The sequence below is a fragment of the Fructobacillus apis genome (genome assembly GCF_023893635.1).
Lineage (GTDB): Bacteria > Bacillota > Bacilli > Lactobacillales > Lactobacillaceae > Fructobacillus > Fructobacillus apis.
This window is the reverse complement of the sequence record NZ_JAMWYK010000003.1, coordinates 106,492-125,154: the sequence shown is the minus strand read 5'-3', so window position 1 is coordinate 125,154 and position 18,663 is coordinate 106,492. Positions and strand designations below refer to the sequence as shown.

Sequence of the window (18,663 nt, the reverse complement as noted above, 5' to 3'; positions counted from 1 at the left end):
TAGGCCTTCCGCTTGTTTTTGATTTGTCAGAAGTTTGCTATAATAAAGAAAGTAAAAATATTAAGGAGGGCCTATGCGTTTTTTAATGCAAGCTGCCATTAACATGGCTGTTTTCTTGGCCTGTGCTTTACTTTTTCCAACGGGGTTTTACCTGGACAACATGTTGGTGGCGGCGGTTGCTGCCATCATCTTAGCCCTGCTTAACGGATTGATTAAGCCTGTGTTACTCATTTTGTCCTTACCACTTTTAGTGATTTCGTTGGGAAGCTTCTCGCTCATTATTAACGCAGCGATGCTGGAAATGACAGCGCTCTTCGTTCCTGGATTTGGCTTTGCGTCCTTCTGGTGGTCCTTTGTGGTCGCTTTGATCCTGACGCTGGCCAACCTGGTCTTCATGGACCAGAAGAATATCCATATTAGGAGGCAATAATATGGCACAAAAAACTGTTACTGTTAAAGAATTGGTCGACCACACTCGATTGACGATTGTCTCGGGTCACGACTACTTAGACCGGCCCATCACGACGGCGGACATTTCCCGTCCTGGTTTGGAAATGACCGGTTACTTTACTTACTACGCGCCGGAACGTGTGCAGTTGCTCGGAATCACGGAAACGTCTTTTTCTGACCGCATGTCACACGACGAACTGTTGATGGTCTACCGCAAGATGGCGGACCAGAAAACGCCGGCTTTCGTTGTTTCAACGGACCTGCCAATCGCAGACGAATTGAAGCAAGCGGCCGAAGAGGCGCACATTCCAATCTTGACGACGCGTCTGACTTCTTCACAGATTTTGTCCAACATGACCTACTACCTGGGTGGTGAGTTAGCACCACGTCAGTCTGTTCACGGCGTCTTGATTGACGTCCACGGACTGGGTGTCTTGATTACGGGAGACGCTGGTATCGGTAAGACGGAATCCGCTCTGGAATTAATCCAGCAGGGGAAGGCTCGCTTGGTTGCCGACGACCGCGTCGACATTCACCAAGAAGACGAACAACGTTTGATTGGACAGCCATCTTCTGTTTTGCAAAACTTGATGGAAGTCCGTGGTGTCGGAATCATCGACGTCCAACAGGTTTATGGTGCCGTTTCCGTTCGTTCCCACGCTTCTATCCGCTTGAACATTCACCTGTCAAACGGCAAGATTGGGGAGCAAAACTTTGACCGCCTCGGAAATGAAAACGAGACGCTCGACATCCTTGGTGTGAAAATCAAGAAGATGGTCGTGCCGGTTACATCCGGTCGAAACACCGCTTCTGTGATTGATGCCGCCGCCGTTAAGTTCCGTACCCAAAACATGGGTTACGACGCCTTGACGACCCTGCAACAACGCATGGACGAAGAAATTAAGAAGAATCAACAGACTGACGAAGAGGACAAAAAACATGACTAAAGTCGCCGTTTTGGGTGCCGGTTCCTGGGGAACGGCTTTAGCCAATACCATGGCAAAGAATGGAAACCAGGTTGTACTCTGGTCCCACAAAGAAGAACAAGCCGCTGAGATTAACAATCAGCATACAAACGACAAGTACTTGCCAAAGGCGAAGTTGGAAGAAAACTTGCAGGCGACGTCTGAGATGGCTGAAGCGCTTGACGGTGCGGCCATCGCCTTGGTGGTTGTGCCAACAAAGGCCATCCGCGAAGTTGGGACGAAGTTAGCCGAGGTCTTGAAGACTTCCGGCCAACAAGTTGTCTTGGCACACGCCACGAAGGGCTTGGAACAAAAGACACACCTACGCATCTCACAGATGTTAGAAGAAGTGGTTCCAGCCGAATGCTACACGGGCTTGGCGGTTATCTCAGGTCCTTCCCACGCCGAAGACGTCATCAAGTCTGACTTGACGGCCATCTCAATCGGTTCAACCGATGAAAAGGCGGCAGAAGCGTTGCAGGAAGCCTTGGCAAACGAAAGCTTCCGTCCATACACGAACGCCGATCTAATCGGTTCCGAACTCGGTGGGGCCTTGAAGAACATCATCGCTATCGGTTCCGGGATGTTGATTGGAAAGGGGTATGGTGCAAACGCACAAGCAGCACTTCTCACTCGTGGCTTAGTCGAAATCCGCGCCGTTGGAAAAGCACTGGGTGCAAACGCTGAGACGTTCTTAGGGTTGGCCGGAATCGGCGATTTGATTGTGACGGGAATGTCGCCAAATTCACGTAACTACCGTGCCGGCCGTTCACTCGGCCAGGGCAAGCCGTTGTCACAGGTCGAAGAAGAGATGGGCATGGTCATCGAAGGTGTCAACACCGTGAAGGCCGTCAATGACCTTCAGGGCAGCCTGAACCTTGACTTACCAATCACTTCTGCTTTGTACCGCGTCATCTACGAAGGCGAATCAATCAACGCCGCCATCAAGGATTTGATGACTCGTCCATTGAAGGCTGAAGATTAGTGAAGACTTTGTTATAATAAACAAGAATGATTTTGGTACAGATTTGTACCTTGAAGAAAGTAGGATAGAATGAAACCTGTACGTAAAGCTGTTATCCCAGCCGCTGGGTTGGGAACGCGTTTCTTGCCAGCCACGAAGGCATTGGCCAAGGAAATGTTGCCAATTGTGGATACGCCAACGATCGAATACATCGTGCGTGAAGCAATTGATTCTGGAATCGAAGACATCGTGATTGTTGACGGTAAGTCAAAGCGTTCAATCGAAGACCACTTTGATTCAAATCCTGAATTGGAAAACAACTTGCGCGAAAAGAACAAGTTGGAATTGTTGAACCTCGTGGAAGAAACGACGGACATCAACATGTACTTCATCCGTCAATCTCACCCTAAGGGATTGGGAGACGCCATCTTGACTGCCAAGAGCTTCATCGGCGACGAACCATTCGTTGTGTTGCTTGGTGACGACTTGATGCAAGACGAAGTGCCATTGACGAAGCAATTGATCAACCGTTACAACGAAACGGGTGAATCAACTTTGGCCGTTATGGAAGTACCACACGAACAAGTTTCTGAATACGGTGTTATCGACCCAGCCGCTAAGGTAAAGGACGATGGCCTCTACCGTGTGAAGTCATTCGTTGAAAAGCCAGCGCCTGAAGATGCTCCTTCAGACTTGGCCATCATCGGACGTTACTTGCTCACGCCTGAAATCTTCGAAGAACTTGAAAACACAAAGCCTGGTAAGGGTGGCGAAATCCAATTGACGGATGCCATCGATACCTTGAACGACCGTCAACACGTTTACGCCCACAACTTCAAGGGCCGTCGTTACGACATCGGTTCAAAGATTGGTTTCTTGCAAACCAACATCGAATTCGGATTGAAGCACCCTCAAACAAAGGATGAACTCCGAGCATACATCAAGGAAATGGCTGCAAAGCTCTAATCCTTTTAAAAAGAGAGAGGTATATACCTCTCTCTTTTTTTATTCGACAACGGTTTGGAATAAGGTTAAAATAGACTATACCAAATTCATTTACAGGGAGGTATTGTCATGTCAGAGACAAAGCAATACGATGTAATCATTATCGGGGCCGGGCCAGCTGGTATGACCGCTGCCACCTACGCCTCACGTGCCGAATTGAAGACAATCATGATTGACCAGGGGATTTACGGTGGTCAGATGAACAACACCGCAGACGTTGAAAACTATCCAGGTTACAACAACATCAAGGGACCGGACTTGGCTGAAAAGATGTATGCCTCCTCAACCCAGTTCGGTGCTGAGTATACCTTTGGTGAAGTTTCTTCCGTTGAAGTCTTGGACAACAACGAAAAGATGGTGCACACGGACATGGGTGACTACCAAGCACCAGCCGTGATTGTGGCCACTGGTTCCGAACACGTACACCTTGGGGTCGATGGCGAAGAAGACTACCAGGGAAAGGGCGTTTCCTACTGTGCCGTCTGTGACGCCGCCTTCTTCAAGGGTGAAGGCGTTGCCGTTGTCGGTGGTGGTGATTCCGCCGTCGAAGAAGGGCTCTACCTCGCTGATGTTGTCGACCACGTCACGATTTTTGTTCGTGGTGACCGCTTGAAGGCGCAACCAATCTTGCAACAACGCGCCATGAAGAAGGATAATATCGAATTCGTCTTCAACACGGAAGTGACAAGCATCAACGGAAACGGCGAAGAAGTCCAGTCAGTTAACTTGCACAACAACAAGACTGGTGCGGACTCAACCTTTGAAGCCGCTGGTGTCTTCATCTACATCGGGTTGAAGCCAAACACCGAAAAGTTTGCGGATTTGAACATCACCAACGAACACGGTTGGGTGATTGCCGATGAAACGATGCAAACGAAGGTTCCTGGAATCTTTGCGGCTGGGGATGTCCTTGTTAAGGAACTTCGTCAGATCACCACAGCAATCGGTGACGGTGGCCAGGCGGGTCAATCGGCATACAATTATGTCTCAGCCTTAAAAGCTGGTCAATAAGCCTCCTATGGCTTTTAAAAGCATATCTGATTAAAACAAAAAGCCCCGGTTCATCTTTCGATGAACCGAGGCTTTTTTTGTTGTCTTACTTTTGAACCTTTTCACAGAATTCCAAAGTCATACCGTCCGGCGTGCGAACGTTGAAGAACTTGATACCGTGATCCCAGAAAGGCAAGTGTTGCACTTCCTTGTCCATCACATCCAAGCCCATCTTCTTTGCTTCTTCAAAGGCTTTGTCAGCATCTGACGTGTTCATTGACACGTGGTTGATGGCACCAGGCTTTTCCGTTCCTTCGTCTGAGAGCCACGTTTCAATGATCAAGTGACCGTATTGCATGAACTTGACAGGTCCAGCAGCAAAATCACCAATCTTCTTGAAACCAATGCTTTCCCAGAACTTTTCAGCTCGGTCCAAGTCCTTGGTTGGAACACCAACGTGTTGAATATCGTCAAAGTAATCAGTTAATGCCATGTGCATCACTCCTTTTTATACTGACAGGGTGGAGTCTATTCGACTTCGATTCCCTGGTGCTTCAGGTTCTTGAAGATTCGCGTATCCGCCCATCCAGTGATGTTTCCCTGGAAGAGGAAGGCGAAGATTGTACCCAAACCGTAGTTTGAGAAATCAGGAACCGCAATTAATGCTACCACACCGATGATTGTAGGTGGGATGTAAGATACCCACATCGCCAATCCGGCACGACCGTTAAAGTACTTGAAACGCAAGATTTGCATCAAGTCGTCGGCAGGGTGGAGCACAACGTTTGTGCGTTGGTAGATGGAAATCGCCGTGGCGATCATGGCCACACCCAAGAAGTTCAAGAGAACGTATGAGATGACCATTGGCCAACCATGTGCTTCTGGCATCCATTGGTTGAAGGCGTTTGAGAAGATACCAATCAAGAATGAGAATGGCATGATGAAGGCGATGTTTCCGAAGAAACGAAGCCAATCAATCTTGTGCTCCAAAATCATGTTCATGATGGCAATCAAGACACCAACAGCGAAGAAGACGATGGACAAACCAACAGAGGTGTTTCCCATGAAGGAGATGTTCCAACCGTTTTCAGCGGCAGTCCAGTAAGCAGAACCCAAGAATGCTGGGTGAATCTTTTGACTCGTAGCAATCGTCAAAACGTTTCCCATGGCGTTAATCACCAAAGAAAAGGCGAAGTAGGAAAGGGTGGTACCCCATCCTAACGTACGGGTACTGTTTTTCATATTAATTAGGCCTCTTCACCACCGACCTTAACAACGGCCTTTGAGACAACGCCCAACTTACCGTTAACAAAGTCGTCAACTTGTGACAATTCGAGTTCGTGTGACATCAATGGCTTGATGTTCAACTTACCAGATGAAAGCAATGCCAATGAGTCTTCGAATGCGTGAGGGTTAATGAATGAACCTTGGATCGTCAATTCCTTTTGGAAGACTTCGTAAGTGTTCATTTCGAAGCGGGCGTCAGGTCCACCAACACCGAACATCAACACTTGACCACCACGGGCAGCTGATTCGATGGCTGATTCTTGCGTTTGTGGCATACCAACGGCTTCGATAACGATGTCGTATTCTGATGAAGGGATCTTGTCACCGTTCATCGTGTTAAACGTGTTTTGTACGTTGAAGAGTTCCTTGTTCATCTTCAACTTTTCGTCAACGATTCCGGCCAAGTCAACTTGGTGGATACCGTAGGCTTGCAAGATTTGGACGAACAATTCACCCATGAATCCGTCACCGATAACCAAAGCCTTTTGGTATGGTGATGGCTTCAACAACTTCATACCGTGGATGGCACATGAAATTGGTTCAACGATGGCAGCTGACTTCAAGTCAACGTTGTCAGGGATTGGGTAAACAACTTCGGCTGGGGCAGTGAAGTATTCTTCGAATCCACCGTCACGCGTAACACCAACGGCTGAAAGGTTTTCACAGAGTTCTGGACGGTTCGTGTGGCAGAACTTGCATTGCCCACAGTAGATGTTAGGGTCGATTGACACGCGGTCACCAACCTTCAAGTTGGTAACGGCTGAACCAACTTCCTTAACAACACCTGAGTTTTCGTGTCCCAAAACGATTGGTGGAACAGCATCGGCTGAACCTGGTTCACCAGCGTACAAAGCGTGGTCAGTTCCACAGACACCGGCGTAGGCCGTGTGGATCAACACTTCGTTAGGCTTTACTTCTGGCTTGTCAATGTTCTTGACTTCCAATTGCTTCTTTCCAGTTAATACAAGAGCTTCCATGTATTTGTCCTCCAAATATCCTTGTTCTTTATTACACAATATATATTAAACAATGCACAAAGTAATGTCAACACGTTTTTATAAAGTTACACAAATGTAATAATAAAGGCTTTTATACTTCTTTTTTCATATATAATATCTGCACAAACAATATGAAAAAGCCTTCTTTTATGTCATTTTTTGAAAAAGTCAGGCCCGATTCGGATAATTTTTAGCGATTCTAGAGTAAATAGAATAAAATGGAAGAGGATGTTTTTTAGGAATGTCTTAATAGTGGAAGAAAAGCACAAATAATGGCTGAATTTACCCCGGCTTTAGCGTATGATGGACTTAAGTAAATGGTTCTGACTGCTTTCAATCGATGGGAGCGGGCCCGGTCGGGCCCGACTTTGGTAGAAAGCACAGCACCTTACTCGTTATTATGATGTTTCGGGAGAATATGCTTATGGTCGATTCCTTTGCAGCAGTGACAACATGGATGACCCACATCGGGTCAACGTCCGCGAACTTTTCGATAGTTGAACTGTCGATTCTGTTCCTACTGATTTTGATTGAGACCGGTGGTATCATCACGGGATTCATTCCGGGGGATGCCCTGGTCATGACCGCTGCGGGACTCGCTGGGCGCCACCACGAACCAATGGAGTTCGTGGCCCTGGTCATTTTATTCGCCCTTGCTTCGGCCATCGGGGATTCCATCAACTACTGGTTTGGTGCCTGGATCATCAAGCAGGTCGACAAGATTCCCTGGGTTAAAAAGCACTTAAATGAAGAAATGACGCAAAAGATTACGGATAACCTGAATCCAAAGCGTTGGCAACTCTTCATTATTATTGGTCGTTTCGTTCCCTTCATTCGAACGATTGTGCCACTTTCTGCCCACCGCTTGCACTTACCCTTTAAAACTTACTTCCACATGTCCGTGATTGCTTCATCCATCTGGTCGCTTTCCATGGTCACCATCGGTTACTTCTTCGGCCACCTTGAGCTGCCAAAGGAACTGATGGTTGCCTTGGTTGTGATCGCTGTGATTATTGCCATCTTGACGTTGCGCTCCAAGCGTTTCCGTGCGATCATCGTGGACCTCATTACTAAGCCAAGCCAAGAAAAAGGAGAATAGCATGACTTATCAAGAAACCATGAAGGAATGGCAAGAAGCAACGTTGCCAGCCGATTTGGAAAATGAATTGAAGACAATGTCTAATGAAGAAGCCGAAGAAGCCTTCTACCAGGACATGGCCTTTGGAACGGCAGGAATGCGTGGTCACATGGGTGTTGGAACCAACCACATCAACGTGATCACGGTTGCTAAGGTGACCGAAGCCTTGGCTCAATACATCGATGCTGCTGGACAAGCTGCCAAGGACCGCGGGGTTGTCATCGCCTTTGACTCCCGTCACCACTCAGAAGAATTCGCAAAGGAAGCTTCTCAAGTCTTGTCTGCCCACGGCATCAAGGTTTACCGCTTCAGCTCATTGCGCCCAACGCCTGAATTGTCGTTCGGTGTTCGCCACTTGAAGGCCTTTGCCGGAATCATGATTACGGCTTCTCACAACCCAAAGCAAGACAACGGTTACAAGGTCTACGGTGAAGATGGGGGACAGATGATTCCTGAAGCCGTGCAGGCCGTCATCGACGCGCGTGCCGCCATTAAGGATCCGTTCCACATCGAAAAGGATGCAGCCGAAAAGACGGTCGAAGTTATCGACGCCCTCGTCGACGACCCATACCTGGCCGAAGTCAAGACGATTTCCGTTGATAAGGACCTCATTGCAAAGGAAGGTTCAGCACTCAAGTTCGTCTACTCACCACTTCACGGAACGGGGCAGTACATTGGGGAAAAGGCCTTGCAACAAGCTGGCTTTTCCAACTACACCATCGTAAAGGAACAGGCCGAACTGGACGGGGACTTCCCAACGGTGAAAAAGCCTAACCCAGAAGACCCAGCCGCCTTGTCATTGGCCATCGAGTACGCCAAGAAGGAAGAAGCGGACTTGGTTGTCGCCACCGATCCCGACGCCGACCGCATGGGTGCGGCCGTTCGCTTGGCCGACGGTTCATACCAAGTTTTGTCTGGTAACCAAATCGCCGCTTTGATGGTCAACTACTTGCTTACGGCAAAGAAGAAGACCGGCGAATTGCCAGACAACGGTGCCATCGTCACGTCTATCGTTTCATCTCGATTTGCGGCTGAAATCGCCAAGTCATTTGGTGTTTCAACCTTCGATGTCTTGACTGGATTCAAGTACATCGCCGCCATGATTGATCGCTTCGAAGAAAAGAAGGATTACCAATACCTCTTCGGGTTCGAAGAGTCATTCGGTTACTTGATCAAGCCATTCGCCCACGACAAGGACGCCATTCAAGCCCTCGTCTTGTTCGCCGAAATGGCCGCCTTCTACAAGGAAAAGGGCTTGTCATTTGCTGACGGCTTGAATTCCTTGTGCGAAGAATTCGGTTACTTTGAAGAAAAGACCATCGCCTACGAATTCCCTGGCGTGAACGGTGCCCAGGAAATGGCCGACGTCATGGCAAAGTTCCGCGGACAAAAGTTGGAAGAAGTGGCTGGTCATTTGGTTTTGGCAACCCAAGACTTCGCCAACCGCACACAGTACGACCGTGACGGTGCCGAAAAAGAAATGCCACAACCAAAGGCCAACGTCTTGAAATACTGGTTGGCCGACGGTTCATGGATTGCCTTGCGCCCATCTGGTACGGAACCAAAGTTGAAGCTCTACTTGGGTGTCGTTGCTGACTCCCAAGCTTCAGCCGACGAAAAGCTTGCTTCCTATGAAAAGGAAATGGCTGCCAAGGTCCAAGGATAAATTGCTATAATGAAAAGAGCGACGGAAGGTTGCTCTTTTTATATTTTTGCAATATTGCAACTCTCTTCCTCCTTTGCTATACTAGTAAGAGGCAATAAGCCATATTAACGGTAATCCGCTGTGCGAAAGCCGATTCGGCAAGTGTAAGATTAGCGATTAGGAGAATGACACATGCGTCAAAACATTTTGTTAGAAAAAGTAACGTCTTCCCAATTGCGGAACGATGTTCCTGAATTCCGCGCTGGTGACACGGTTCGTGTCCACGCCAAGATTGTCGAAGGAACTCGCGAACGTGTGCAGCTCTTTGAAGGAGTTGTTATCAAGCGTAAGGGTGCTGGTATCCAAGCAACTTACACTGTTCGTAAGATTTCTTCTGGTGTTGGTGTTGAACGTACGTTCCCACTTCACTCACCACGTGTTGAAAAGATCGAAGTTACTCGCTACGGTGCTGTTCGCCGTGCAAAGCTTTACTACTTGCGTAACTTGCAAGGTAAGGCAGCTCGTATTAAGGAACGTCGTCACGACGCCTAAGTACGTGTTCAAGTCTCCACTGTTCGGTGGAGACTTTTTCTTTTGAAAAAATTTTTAAAGCTAATTTTTAGAAAGGGGGAAGTGACATGGCGGAATTTTTACAGGCCAAGGATAACCGAAAAATCATTCACGTCGACATCGACGCCTTTTACGCGCAGGTCGAAATGCGTGATGATCCACGGTTGAAAAAGCTTCCCTTGGCCATCGGCCGTGATCCCGATAAGCACCTCGGGCACGGGGTGGTGGCGACCGCCAACTACGTAGCCCGCAAAGCCGGGGTGCACTCCGCCATGGGTTCGATTGAAGCCAAGCGGGCCTGTCCCAACCTGGTCTTCGTGGCCCCGGACTTCGACAAGTACCGGGCCATCTCCGCTCAGATTCACGCCATCTTCCACGAGTTCACGGAGATGATTGAGCCCGTCGCTTTGGACGAGGCCTACCTCGACGTTTCTTCCAACAAGATGTCGGCGCCCACGCTGGCCGCTAAACTCCGGAAACGCATCTGGGAGGAGACACACCTGACCTGCTCGGTCGGGGTGTCTTACAACAAGGTGCTCGCCAAGCTCGGCTCCGAACACCATAAGCCAAACGGCGTGACGGTAATTCCGCACAACCTGGCTCAGGACTTCGTTTGGGAACTGCCCATCAAGGACTTCCGCGGGGTTGGGGCGAAGACGCTCGAAAAGTTTGAAAAGCTCGGGATTAAGGACGGCCGAGACCTTTACGCGATGTCCCAGGATGACCTTCGGGTGTACTTTGGCTCGTTCGGGGATGTCTTGTACTGGCAGGCGCGGGCAACGCACTTCGGGCCGGTCAAGGACCGTTCCATCCGCCAGTCAGTTGGTAAGGAGAACACCTTTGAATTCGCGCTTCACGACCGTCAAGTAGTCGAGGCGGCGTTCAAGGAGCTCGCGTCAAAGGTCGTCGCCAACATGGAGAAACGGAAGCTCTTAGGTCGCACGCTGACCGTGAAGATTCGCGACGACGATTTTCACACCAGCACGAAGGGGATTACGCAAAGCGTTCCCTTCGAACTGGACCCCGCCTTCATGGTTCGGCAGGCCATGCTCATTTTCGACGAGGCCTACCCCGACGACATGGCCATCCGCCTCCTCGGGTTGACCTTCTCCAACATCGAAGAACAAAAGTACCAAGCCGTCTCCCTCTTCGAGCAATAGATTGCTCTTTTGTTGCACCGGATTCCCCGGTATAATAGACAGTAGACGAATAGAACAGGAAACAAACCATGGCTCAAATTCAAGCAGACATTTTGGCGCAGATTAAGCGCTACGACACCATCATCATCCACCGGCACCAACGCCCTGATCCAGATGCTTACGGTTCCCAACTCGGGCTGCAAGCCATTTTGAAGGCGTCCTTCCCTGAAAAGAAGATTTACGCGGCCGGTAAGTCCATTCCCGGTTTGGAATGGATTGGGGATGGCAAGCCCATCGCCGATGAAGTGCCGGATTCTGCCTACAAGAAGGCCCTGGTGATTGTGGTCGACACGGCCAACGACCCCCGCATTGACGACCAGCGTTGGCGCGACGGGATGGAAATCGTGAAGATTGACCACCATCCAAACGTCGAACCATACGGTGATTGGCAGTGGGTCGAAGACGAAGCCGCCGCAACGTCCGTTTTGATCTACCAGTTCTTTGAAATGTTAAAGGACGATGGTTTGGTCATGACGGCTGAAGCCGCCCGTTACCTCTACATCGGAATCATCGGTGACACCGGTCGTTTCATGTACTCCTTGAACCAGGACGTCTTCGACGTGGCCGGCAAGCTCGTATCCTACGGCTTCGACTACCAGAAGATGTACACGCAGATGACGACCTTACCAGAACCAGCCGTCAAGCTCTCTGGTTGGGTGATGCAAAACATCACGGTCTTGGATTCCGGCTTTGCCTACGTGGTCTTGGACCGCGACTTGCTGGATTCCTTCCACCTGGGTGACGCTGGGACTTCCTACACCGTTTCAATCCCATCTCGGATTGACCGCGTGAAGGCATGGGCCATCTTCGAAGAACAGGACAACGGCGACTACCGCGTCCGTCTTCGTTCCCGTTCCATCGTCATCAACACCATCGCACAGGACTTCGATGGAGGGGGACACCCCCTTGCATCCGGTGCCTGGGCTTACGGTAAGGGACAAATCCAAGAGGTCATCGACCGCGTGGATTCCGCTTTACAAAACGAGAATAAATAAGTTGCTGCTGCGGTTTTCAAAGTCCAAAACGGCCAGGACGGTCGGGTTTGACTTTGGTACGAACACCAGCAGGATTAGAAAGTTGAGACACTATGTCAGAACAAAGCCAGCAATTTGGTGAATTTAATTTAAAGCCAGAAGTGCTTTCTGCCTTGAAGAAGATTGGATTTGACCATCCAACACCGATCCAGGCGAAGTTGATTCCAACCATCCTCCGCGGTGGCGACGTGGTCGGCCAGTCCCAAACGGGATCCGGTAAGACGCACACCTTCTTGGTGCCCGCCTTCGACCACTTGGAAGCCGACAAGCAACAAACCCAAGTCGTGATCACCACGCCTTCCCGTGAATTGGCCGCGCAGATCGCTAAGGCTGCCCGTCAGTTCGCCGAAGCCATGGGACTCGTCAAGGTTTCCATCTCCGAATACGTTGGTGGAACCGACAAGGCCCGCCAGATGCGTCAGTTGGAAAAGCACCAACCACAAGTGGTTGTCGGAACGCCAGGTCGTTTGAACGACTTGGTGAAGACCGGTGCCTTGGTCGTCAATCAGGTCAAGACGCTTGTCGTCGACGAAGCCGACATGACGCTCGACATGGGCTTCTTACCCGACGTCGACTTCTTGGCTGCCGCCATGCCAAAGGACCTTCAGACGCTCGTCTTCTCAGCCACGATGCCTGAGAAGTTGAAGCCATTCTTGAAGAAGTACATGGACAACCCAACCTTCCAGACGATTCCAACGTCTGCGACAATTGCCGACACCATCGACAACTGGTTGATTGCCACGAAGTCCAAGGACAAGGAAGAAGTAATCGACCGACTCTTGAACGTCTTCAACCCTTACTTGGCCTTGATTTTTGCCAACACGAAGGAACGCGTTAAGGAGCTTTCGAACCACCTTCGAAGCGAAGGCTACAAGATCGCCGAAATCCACGGCGACATTCCGCCACGTGAACGTCGTCGTGTGATGAAGGGCATCATGAACCTCGATTACCAATACGTCGTCGCCACTGATTTGGCTGCTCGTGGTATCGACATCGAGGGTGTTTCCCACGTCATCAACGACGGGGTGCCCGGCGAACTCGAATTCTTCGTTCACCGTGTTGGACGTACCGGTCGTAACGGCATGTCCGGAACTGCCGTAACCCTTTACGGCCCAGACGAAGAAAAGAAGATTGAAGAGCTTGAACACCTTGGGATCGAATTCCAGAACAAGCAAATCAAGAAGGGCGAAATCGTTGACGTAAAGGACCGCAAAGCCCGTTACCAACGTCAGGCAACGACCCACAAGCTCGAACCAGAAATGGTCGGGATGGTGAAGAAGAAGAAGAAAAAGGTTAAGCCTGGTTACAAGCGCCAGATTAAAAACACCTTGCAGCGCAAGCGCCAGATGGATCGACGCATTGAAGCGCGTCAGGACCGTCGAAACACGCGTCGTAAGAACAAGCAAGAGGGTTCGAACTAAGGCTCTGAAAGGAGCGCCTGGTTGTTGAGCCAATAAAAAAAGCAGACCGAAAGGTCTGCTTTTTTTGTTTGGGTTGGATAGTGGGAAGAAAAAAGCAGGCCGATCGGCCTGCTTTTTCTTTTTTAGCGGTCCACCGTTGAGTTGGAATCGCGGTTTGCTTTGTTTTTGAAATCAAAGGCCAACAAAGAGTTGGTGATGGATTGTTCAACGGAGATGGCGTCATCTTCATCTTGAACCGGTGCGTCTTCTGGGGCATCCGCGAAAGCTGATGCTCCGGAAGCGGCCGGTGATTGCGCCTGCTTGGAAGCTTCCGTTGGGGCTGTTGGATGTACCGTGGCGGATGCTGCTTGAGAGGTCGATGCCTCGGGCGCTTTGTTGTAAGCGTCAGCGTTTTCTGCGGAGGCAGGGGCCGGAGCAGGCGTTGAAGCAGGGGCCTGTGACGAAGCCGCCTGTTCAGGTGCCACGCCGTTTGCCGCCGTCTCCACCTGGCGTCCGTGCATCTCGTCGAAGAAGTAGTCACGCAAGGCCACCTGGTCTGCCGGCGACAGGGACTGCACCTTGTGGTCGCCGTCAATCATCACCGTAATCGTCACTTCGTGCTTTCTTGTCGACAGCTCAAAGTATGATTCCGACACGGCCTCGTTTTGCAACTCCACCTGCTGTGCCAAGAATCCAGCTTCCAGCGAGAAGTCCGCCTGCGGGTTGATGGCCAAGCGGTCGTGCACGACCGGTCCTGACAGCACCCAACGCTGTTCGGACTGACCCTGGTATGAAATATCTAAGTCTCCGAAAGCAGCCTGCTTGAAGAAATCCGTTAGGTTTTCAATCGTTTCTTGTGGGAACTGCCGAGCGAGATCCTTCCCCGCCCAATACGTGATGTTCGCATAGTCATCGGTCAAGAGGTTCTTCATGAGCCCATCCCGCAACAAAAGAGACGCAAAGGCGTTTTCTGTCCGGTTTGATCCGATGGTTGATTGTGATTGCGCTTTTGACATATAATGGCATTCCTTTCTTGGCTATATTATAACAAAGTTCAGCAGTTTAGACCGTCTTCTCTTGCAATTTTTAGCAGTTGAACGATAATGATAGGTATGGATAAAGTAAATCACGCAATTGGATTAATGGACTCAGGAATCGGTGGTCTCACCGTCCTAAAGGCGGCCAAGGCGCTGCTCCCCGATGAGTCAATGGTTTTTGTCGGCGACAACGCTCGCAACCCTTACGGCCCCAAGTCGCCCGAAGAGGTCATCGACTACAGTCGGCAAATTGCGCACTTTTTGGTGAAGGAGCACGACATCAAAGTGCTCGCCATCGCCTGCAACACGGCCACGGCCTGTGCCTTGCCCGTCTTACAAGACGAGCTCGACATCCCGGTCATCGGGGTGATCGACTCCGGCGCCAAGGCCGCGGTTTCCGCTTCCAAGAGTGGCCGCATCGGTTTGATTGCGACCGAAGGGACCGTAAAGTCCGACAAGTACCAAGAAGACATTCACGCTTTGGACAAAGACGCCGTGGTCACCGCCCAGGCGGAGCCGGACTTCGTCCAGTACGTCGAGAAGAACACCTACCACGATGCCGAAACGAAGAAGGCGGTCGAAGAGCACCTGGCCTCCTTCAAGGATGCGCAGATTGACACGCTCATTCTCGGCTGCACACACTTTCCGTTGTTGACAGAGGCGATTGCCAACGGTGTGGGTGACGACGTGACGCTGGTTGACGCCGGTGCTGCCACCGCATCAGATTTGGCCGACTACCTGAAGGCGGAAGGCTTGTTGCGGAAAAAGGGGGATGGCAAGCCGAGTTATCAACTCTATACCACCGGCCCGGTTGTGACTTTTGAAGCCATTGCCAACGACTGGCTGGGTGACGGAGACTGGCAGTACAAGCACCTGCCCCTCGAAAGTTTGACGAACATGGATTAAAGGACCAAATCGGTCAGAAAAGGAGCCTGAATGACTGCATTCATTATCGCCAGTAAAAACGCCCACAAGGTGGACGAAATCGAGGCCAGCCTGAAAGCGGCGGGCATCGACCTGGACGTGAAGTCCTTAAACGACCTGGACAAGGTGCCAGACATCGTCGAAGACGGAACGACCTTTGAAGAAAACGCCGAAAAGAAGGCGACGGCCATCGCAAAGGCCTATCCCGATGCCTTGGTTTTGGCCGACGACTCCGGTCTAACCATTCCGGCCTTGAACGGCGAACCCGGCGTTTACTCCGCCCGCTATGCTGGTGACCACGACGATGCCGCCAACAACCGCAAGGTCTTGGATAAGCTTTCTACAAAAGTCGGATTCGACCGCGCCGCCTTCTTCACCACGGTCATGGTCCTTGTCGGGCCCGACCGCGAAAAGTTGGTCGTGGAAGGCCAAGTACCTGGTCAAATCATGGAGAGCTGGGACGGCGAGGAAAGCTTCGGCTACGATCCGATTTTCTTCTACGAGCCGGCCGGCAAGACTTTTGCAGCGATGACGTTGGAAGAAAAGAATGCAGTCTCTCACCGTGGGCGTGCATTGGAGAAATTGATCAACAAACTGCCCGATTGGTTGGCATGACGTTTGTAAGCCCGTCTCGAAAGAGGCGGGCGTTTTTTTATACAAAAGAGTACTCATTGCCCCGTCCAAAATCCCTCAAAAGTACGCTATAATAAACCTAATGACTGAAGAAAGCCCACAATTCAACTCCTGGTTCGAAGGCCAAAACGACACCGACGCCCTCCTCAAGGACGCCTCCGCCCACCAAGACGAGCAATCCTCCGAGCTCTCCCTTCGCCCCAAAAAACTCTCCGAGTACATCGGGCAGACCGCCCTAAAAGAAGAGCTCTCCGTCTACCTTCAAGCCGCCAAAATGCGCGAAGAAGCCCTCGATCACGTCCTCTTATTCGGACCTCCCGGCCTCGGTAAAACCACGCTGGCCATGATCATCGCCTCCGAGCTCGGCGTCAATCTGAAGACCGCCTCCGGTCCCGCCATCGAAAAGGGCGGCGACCTCGTCGCGTTATTAAACGGTTTAGAGCCTGGTGACGTCTTATTTATCGACGAAATTCACCGCCTTCCCATGAACATCGAGGAAATGCTCTACTCCGCGATGGAAGACTACTACATCGACATCATGGTCGGCCAGGGTCCCACGGCCCGCGCCGTTCACTTCCCACTGCCACCGTTCACACTGGTCGGTGCCACCACCCGTCCCGGCATGCTCTCCAAGCCATTGCGCGACCGTTTCGGTATCATCAACTCTTTGGCCTACTACGAGCCAGAAGACCTGGCCGAAATCGTCACGCGTACGGCTTCCATCTTCGAAGCGCCGATTACAAAAGAAGGGGCCTTGGCCGTTGCGCTTCGCTCCCGCGGAACACCCCGAATTGCCAACCGCTTGCTGAAGCGTGTTCGCGACTTCGCCCAGGTTTCCGGAAAAGACCGCATCGAGCCCGATTTGGTCACCATGGCGCTGGACAAGCTCCGCGTCGATTCCAAGGGGCTGGACGACACTGATCACAAGTTGCTCAACTTCATGATCGACTACTACAAGGGTGGTCCGGTTGGTCTTGGAACAATCGCGGCGAATATCGGTGAGGAGCAAGACACCATTGAATCGATGGTCGAACCTTACCTCTTGCAGCTCGGTTTCTTGAAGCGCACCCCTCGTGGTCGCGTTGTCACCGAAGCGGCTTATAATCACCTCGGCGTACCGTACGACCGAGAAGATTAAGTATTAGAAAATGACGCAACTTTTTGCGTTAAAACCTGTCATCTTGGTAGCGCTGCTTTGGCGCTGCCAATTTGTGTTTAAAAGACGTTTTTTCGTGATTGATGATGGCGCGTTTAAGACGCTCACGCCGAGACGGATGATTTCATCTTTTGCACGCTTTTACGGTGACGGGATTTTGAATTAAGAAGACTTTTTTGTTTAAGAAAAGGAGGCTTTCATGGCCGACGCACCACAGTATCAACTAAGCGACTTTGACTACGATTTGCCCGAAGAGCTCATCGCCCAGACGCCCTTGAAGGACCGTTCGTCCTCCAAACTGCTCGTTTTGGATGCAGAGAACGGGGAATACGAAGACAAGCACTTCTACGATGTTTTGGATTACCTGAATCCCGGGGATGCCTTGGTGATGAACAACTCCCGTGTTCTTCCGGCGCGTTTGCACGGCATGCGCCCAACCGGTGGGCACGCCGAAGTCTTGCTGCTACGCCAGGACCACGACGATGTCTGGGAAGTGCTGGTCAAGCCGGCCAAGAAGTCACCGGTCGGCTCTAAGGTGGTGTTCGGGGATGATCTGAACAACCCTGTCATGACCGGAACCATCGTCAAGGAACTCGAGCACGGTGGTCGCTACATCGAATTCCACTACGACGGCATTTTCATGGAACGTTTGGAAGAACTTGGCGAGATGCCGCTTCCGCCTTACATCAAGGAAAAGCTGGACGACCAAGAACGCTACCAGACCGTTTACTCAAAGGTCGACGGTTCCGCCGCAGCGCCAACCGCAGGTTTGCACTGGACGCCGGAACTGCTTCAAGCTGTCGAGGACAAGGGCGTGTCCCTGGTGGAATTGACTTTGCACGTGGGACTAGGGACCTTCCGTCCCGTCGAAGAAGACAACATCGAGGACCACGAAATGCACTCGGAGTTCTACCAGCTGTCCGAAGAGGCGGCTGCTGAGTTGAACCGCGTCCGGGCTCGCGGCGGTCGCATCGTCGCCACCGGAACGACGTCCATTCGAACGTTGGAAACGATTGGAACGAAGTTTGACGGTGAGCTGAAGGCCGATTCCGGCTGGACCGACATCTTCATCAAGCCGGGCTACGACTGGCAGGTCGTCGACGCCTTCATCACGAACTTCCACTTGCCAAAGTCGACTTTGGTGATGCTCGTCGCCGCCTTTACCGGCCGTGAGCACATCTTAAACGCGTACAAGCACGCGGTTGATTCCAAGTACCGCTTCTTCTCCTTCGGGGACGCGATGTACGTGCATAAATAAGAAGTGAAAA

General features: G+C 51.0%; 19 protein-coding genes. 15 read left to right on the top strand and 4 right to left on the bottom strand.

The features are described from left to right. Positions 1-73 precede the first annotated feature (73 nt). From NFX39_RS04085 to trxB, 5 genes are all read left to right on the top strand, one after another. Positions 74-430, top strand: coding sequence for a phage holin family protein (locus tag NFX39_RS04085; RefSeq protein WP_252443267.1), 357 nt, complete (start codon positions 74-76; stop codon positions 428-430). A gap of 1 nt (position 431) precedes the next feature. Beyond that, on the top strand, positions 432-1,397 hold the full coding sequence (gene hprK, locus NFX39_RS04080) for an HPr(Ser) kinase/phosphatase (protein WP_252443265.1): 966 nt from the start codon (positions 432-434) through the stop codon (positions 1,395-1,397). After that, positions 1,390-2,400 carry an NAD(P)H-dependent glycerol-3-phosphate dehydrogenase gene (locus NFX39_RS04075; RefSeq protein WP_252443264.1) on the top strand — a complete coding sequence of 337 codons (1,011 nt, stop codon included), beginning with the start codon at positions 1,390-1,392 and terminating at the stop codon, positions 2,398-2,400. The genes hprK and NFX39_RS04075 overlap by 8 nt, the downstream gene beginning before the upstream one ends. A gap of 69 nt (positions 2,401-2,469) precedes the next feature. Then, positions 2,470-3,345 carry a UTP--glucose-1-phosphate uridylyltransferase GalU gene (gene galU / locus NFX39_RS04070; RefSeq protein ID WP_252443262.1) on the top strand — a complete coding sequence of 292 codons (876 nt, stop codon included), beginning with the start codon at positions 2,470-2,472 and terminating at the stop codon, positions 3,343-3,345. A 108-nt stretch (positions 3,346-3,453) separates the two neighbouring features. Further along, the gene (gene trxB, locus NFX39_RS04065) at positions 3,454-4,395 is read left to right on the top strand and encodes a thioredoxin-disulfide reductase (RefSeq protein ID WP_252443260.1); all 942 of its coding nucleotides are present in this window, start codon (positions 3,454-3,456) and stop codon (positions 4,393-4,395) included. Between the two features lie 85 nt (positions 4,396-4,480). On the opposite strand, the gene NFX39_RS04060 is transcribed toward trxB, so the two are convergent. Genes NFX39_RS04060 through NFX39_RS04050 form a run of 3 tightly spaced genes read right to left on the bottom strand, consistent with a single transcriptional unit; the run spans position 4,481 to position 6,638 of the window. Further along, positions 4,481-4,867, bottom strand: coding sequence for a VOC family protein (locus NFX39_RS04060; protein WP_252443259.1), 387 nt, complete (start codon positions 4,865-4,867; stop codon positions 4,481-4,483). 35 nt (positions 4,868-4,902) lie between these two features. Continuing rightward, positions 4,903-5,616, bottom strand: coding sequence for a DUF6198 family protein (locus NFX39_RS04055; RefSeq protein ID WP_252443257.1), 714 nt, complete (start codon positions 5,614-5,616; stop codon positions 4,903-4,905). A 5-nt stretch (positions 5,617-5,621) separates the two neighbouring features. Then, complete coding sequence (locus tag NFX39_RS04050; protein ID WP_252443255.1) at positions 5,622-6,638, bottom strand: zinc-dependent alcohol dehydrogenase family protein; 1,017 nt, start codon at positions 6,636-6,638, stop codon at positions 5,622-5,624. Positions 6,639-7,083: 445 nt separating this feature from the next. Between NFX39_RS04050 and NFX39_RS04045 the strand changes: the two genes are divergently transcribed. The 6 genes from NFX39_RS04045 to NFX39_RS04020 all read left to right on the top strand — a co-directional run bounded on the left by NFX39_RS04045 (position 7,084) and on the right by NFX39_RS04020 (position 13,666). Further along, positions 7,084-7,758 (top strand): DedA family protein, encoded by a 675-nt coding sequence (locus NFX39_RS04045; protein ID WP_252443253.1) that lies wholly within the window; start codon positions 7,084-7,086, stop codon positions 7,756-7,758. A 1-nt stretch (position 7,759) separates the two neighbouring features. Next, positions 7,760-9,463: a phospho-sugar mutase gene (locus NFX39_RS04040; protein ID WP_252443251.1), complete on the top strand. Its 1,704-nt coding sequence runs from the start codon at positions 7,760-7,762 to the stop codon at positions 9,461-9,463. 171 nt (positions 9,464-9,634) lie between these two features. After that, complete coding sequence (gene rplS, locus NFX39_RS04035; RefSeq protein WP_252443249.1) at positions 9,635-9,994, top strand: 50S ribosomal protein L19; 360 nt, start codon at positions 9,635-9,637, stop codon at positions 9,992-9,994. A gap of 86 nt (positions 9,995-10,080) precedes the next feature. Beyond that, the gene (dinB, locus tag NFX39_RS04030; RefSeq protein ID WP_252443247.1) at positions 10,081-11,172 is read left to right on the top strand and encodes a DNA polymerase IV; all 1,092 of its coding nucleotides are present in this window, start codon (positions 10,081-10,083) and stop codon (positions 11,170-11,172) included. 68 nt (positions 11,173-11,240) lie between these two features. After that, the gene (locus NFX39_RS04025; protein ID WP_252443245.1) at positions 11,241-12,206 is read left to right on the top strand and encodes a DHH family phosphoesterase; all 966 of its coding nucleotides are present in this window, start codon (positions 11,241-11,243) and stop codon (positions 12,204-12,206) included. A 92-nt stretch (positions 12,207-12,298) separates the two neighbouring features. Next, a complete protein-coding gene (locus tag NFX39_RS04020; protein ID WP_252443243.1) occupies positions 12,299-13,666 on the top strand; it encodes a DEAD/DEAH box helicase in 1,368 nt (455 codons plus the stop codon). A gap of 122 nt (positions 13,667-13,788) precedes the next feature. On the opposite strand, the gene NFX39_RS04015 is transcribed toward NFX39_RS04020, so the two are convergent. Then, the gene (locus tag NFX39_RS04015; protein ID WP_252443241.1) at positions 13,789-14,661 is read right to left on the bottom strand and encodes a YslB family protein; all 873 of its coding nucleotides are present in this window, start codon (positions 14,659-14,661) and stop codon (positions 13,789-13,791) included. A 96-nt stretch (positions 14,662-14,757) separates the two neighbouring features. Here NFX39_RS04015 and murI point away from each other — a divergent pair, with 96 nt between their 5' ends. From murI to queA, 4 genes are all read left to right on the top strand, one after another. Next, entirely contained in the window at positions 14,758-15,588 is an 831-nt protein-coding gene (gene murI, locus NFX39_RS04010) for a glutamate racemase (protein ID WP_252443239.1), read from the top strand. A gap of 30 nt (positions 15,589-15,618) precedes the next feature. Further along, a complete protein-coding gene (locus tag NFX39_RS04005) occupies positions 15,619-16,221 on the top strand; it encodes an XTP/dITP diphosphatase (RefSeq protein WP_252443237.1) in 603 nt (200 codons plus the stop codon). Between the two features lie 100 nt (positions 16,222-16,321). Beyond that, positions 16,322-17,377 (top strand): Holliday junction branch migration DNA helicase RuvB, encoded by a 1,056-nt coding sequence (gene ruvB, locus NFX39_RS04000; protein WP_252443235.1) that lies wholly within the window; start codon positions 16,322-16,324, stop codon positions 17,375-17,377. A 217-nt stretch (positions 17,378-17,594) separates the two neighbouring features. Continuing rightward, positions 17,595-18,653 carry a tRNA preQ1(34) S-adenosylmethionine ribosyltransferase-isomerase QueA gene (gene queA / locus NFX39_RS03995; protein WP_252443233.1) on the top strand — a complete coding sequence of 353 codons (1,059 nt, stop codon included), beginning with the start codon at positions 17,595-17,597 and terminating at the stop codon, positions 18,651-18,653. Positions 18,654-18,663: the final 10 nt, after the last annotated feature.

What these genes read in the sequence shown, in the direction of transcription:
- NFX39_RS04015 (WP_252443241.1), bottom strand. Translation starts at nt 14,661, where the DNA reads ATGTCAAAAGCGCAATCACAATCAACCATCGGATCAAACCGGACAGAA.
- NFX39_RS04020 (WP_252443243.1), top strand. Translation starts at nt 12,299, where the DNA reads ATGTCAGAACAAAGCCAGCAATTTGGTGAATTTAATTTAAAGCCAGAA.
- trxB (WP_252443260.1), top strand. Translation starts at nt 3,454, where the DNA reads ATGTCAGAGACAAAGCAATACGATGTAATCATTATCGGGGCCGGGCCA.
- dinB (WP_252443247.1), top strand. Translation starts at nt 10,081, where the DNA reads ATGGCGGAATTTTTACAGGCCAAGGATAACCGAAAAATCATTCACGTC.
- rplS (WP_252443249.1), top strand. Translation starts at nt 9,635, where the DNA reads ATGCGTCAAAACATTTTGTTAGAAAAAGTAACGTCTTCCCAATTGCGG.
- queA (WP_252443233.1), top strand. Translation starts at nt 17,595, where the DNA reads ATGGCCGACGCACCACAGTATCAACTAAGCGACTTTGACTACGATTTG.
- NFX39_RS04075 (WP_252443264.1), top strand. Translation starts at nt 1,390, where the DNA reads ATGACTAAAGTCGCCGTTTTGGGTGCCGGTTCCTGGGGAACGGCTTTA.
- hprK (WP_252443265.1), top strand. Translation starts at nt 432, where the DNA reads ATGGCACAAAAAACTGTTACTGTTAAAGAATTGGTCGACCACACTCGA.
- NFX39_RS04055 (WP_252443257.1), bottom strand. Translation starts at nt 5,616, where the DNA reads ATGAAAAACAGTACCCGTACGTTAGGATGGGGTACCACCCTTTCCTAC.
- NFX39_RS04040 (WP_252443251.1), top strand. Translation starts at nt 7,760, where the DNA reads ATGACTTATCAAGAAACCATGAAGGAATGGCAAGAAGCAACGTTGCCA.
- NFX39_RS04050 (WP_252443255.1), bottom strand. Translation starts at nt 6,638, where the DNA reads ATGGAAGCTCTTGTATTAACTGGAAAGAAGCAATTGGAAGTCAAGAAC.
- NFX39_RS04005 (WP_252443237.1), top strand. Translation starts at nt 15,619, where the DNA reads ATGACTGCATTCATTATCGCCAGTAAAAACGCCCACAAGGTGGACGAA.
- NFX39_RS04085 (WP_252443267.1), top strand. Translation starts at nt 74, where the DNA reads ATGCGTTTTTTAATGCAAGCTGCCATTAACATGGCTGTTTTCTTGGCC.
- NFX39_RS04025 (WP_252443245.1), top strand. Translation starts at nt 11,241, where the DNA reads ATGGCTCAAATTCAAGCAGACATTTTGGCGCAGATTAAGCGCTACGAC.
- ruvB (WP_252443235.1), top strand. Translation starts at nt 16,322, where the DNA reads ATGACTGAAGAAAGCCCACAATTCAACTCCTGGTTCGAAGGCCAAAAC.
- murI (WP_252443239.1), top strand. Translation starts at nt 14,758, where the DNA reads ATGGATAAAGTAAATCACGCAATTGGATTAATGGACTCAGGAATCGGT.
- NFX39_RS04045 (WP_252443253.1), top strand. Translation starts at nt 7,084, where the DNA reads ATGGTCGATTCCTTTGCAGCAGTGACAACATGGATGACCCACATCGGG.
- galU (WP_252443262.1), top strand. Translation starts at nt 2,470, where the DNA reads ATGAAACCTGTACGTAAAGCTGTTATCCCAGCCGCTGGGTTGGGAACG.
- NFX39_RS04060 (WP_252443259.1), bottom strand. Translation starts at nt 4,867, where the DNA reads ATGGCATTAACTGATTACTTTGACGATATTCAACACGTTGGTGTTCCA.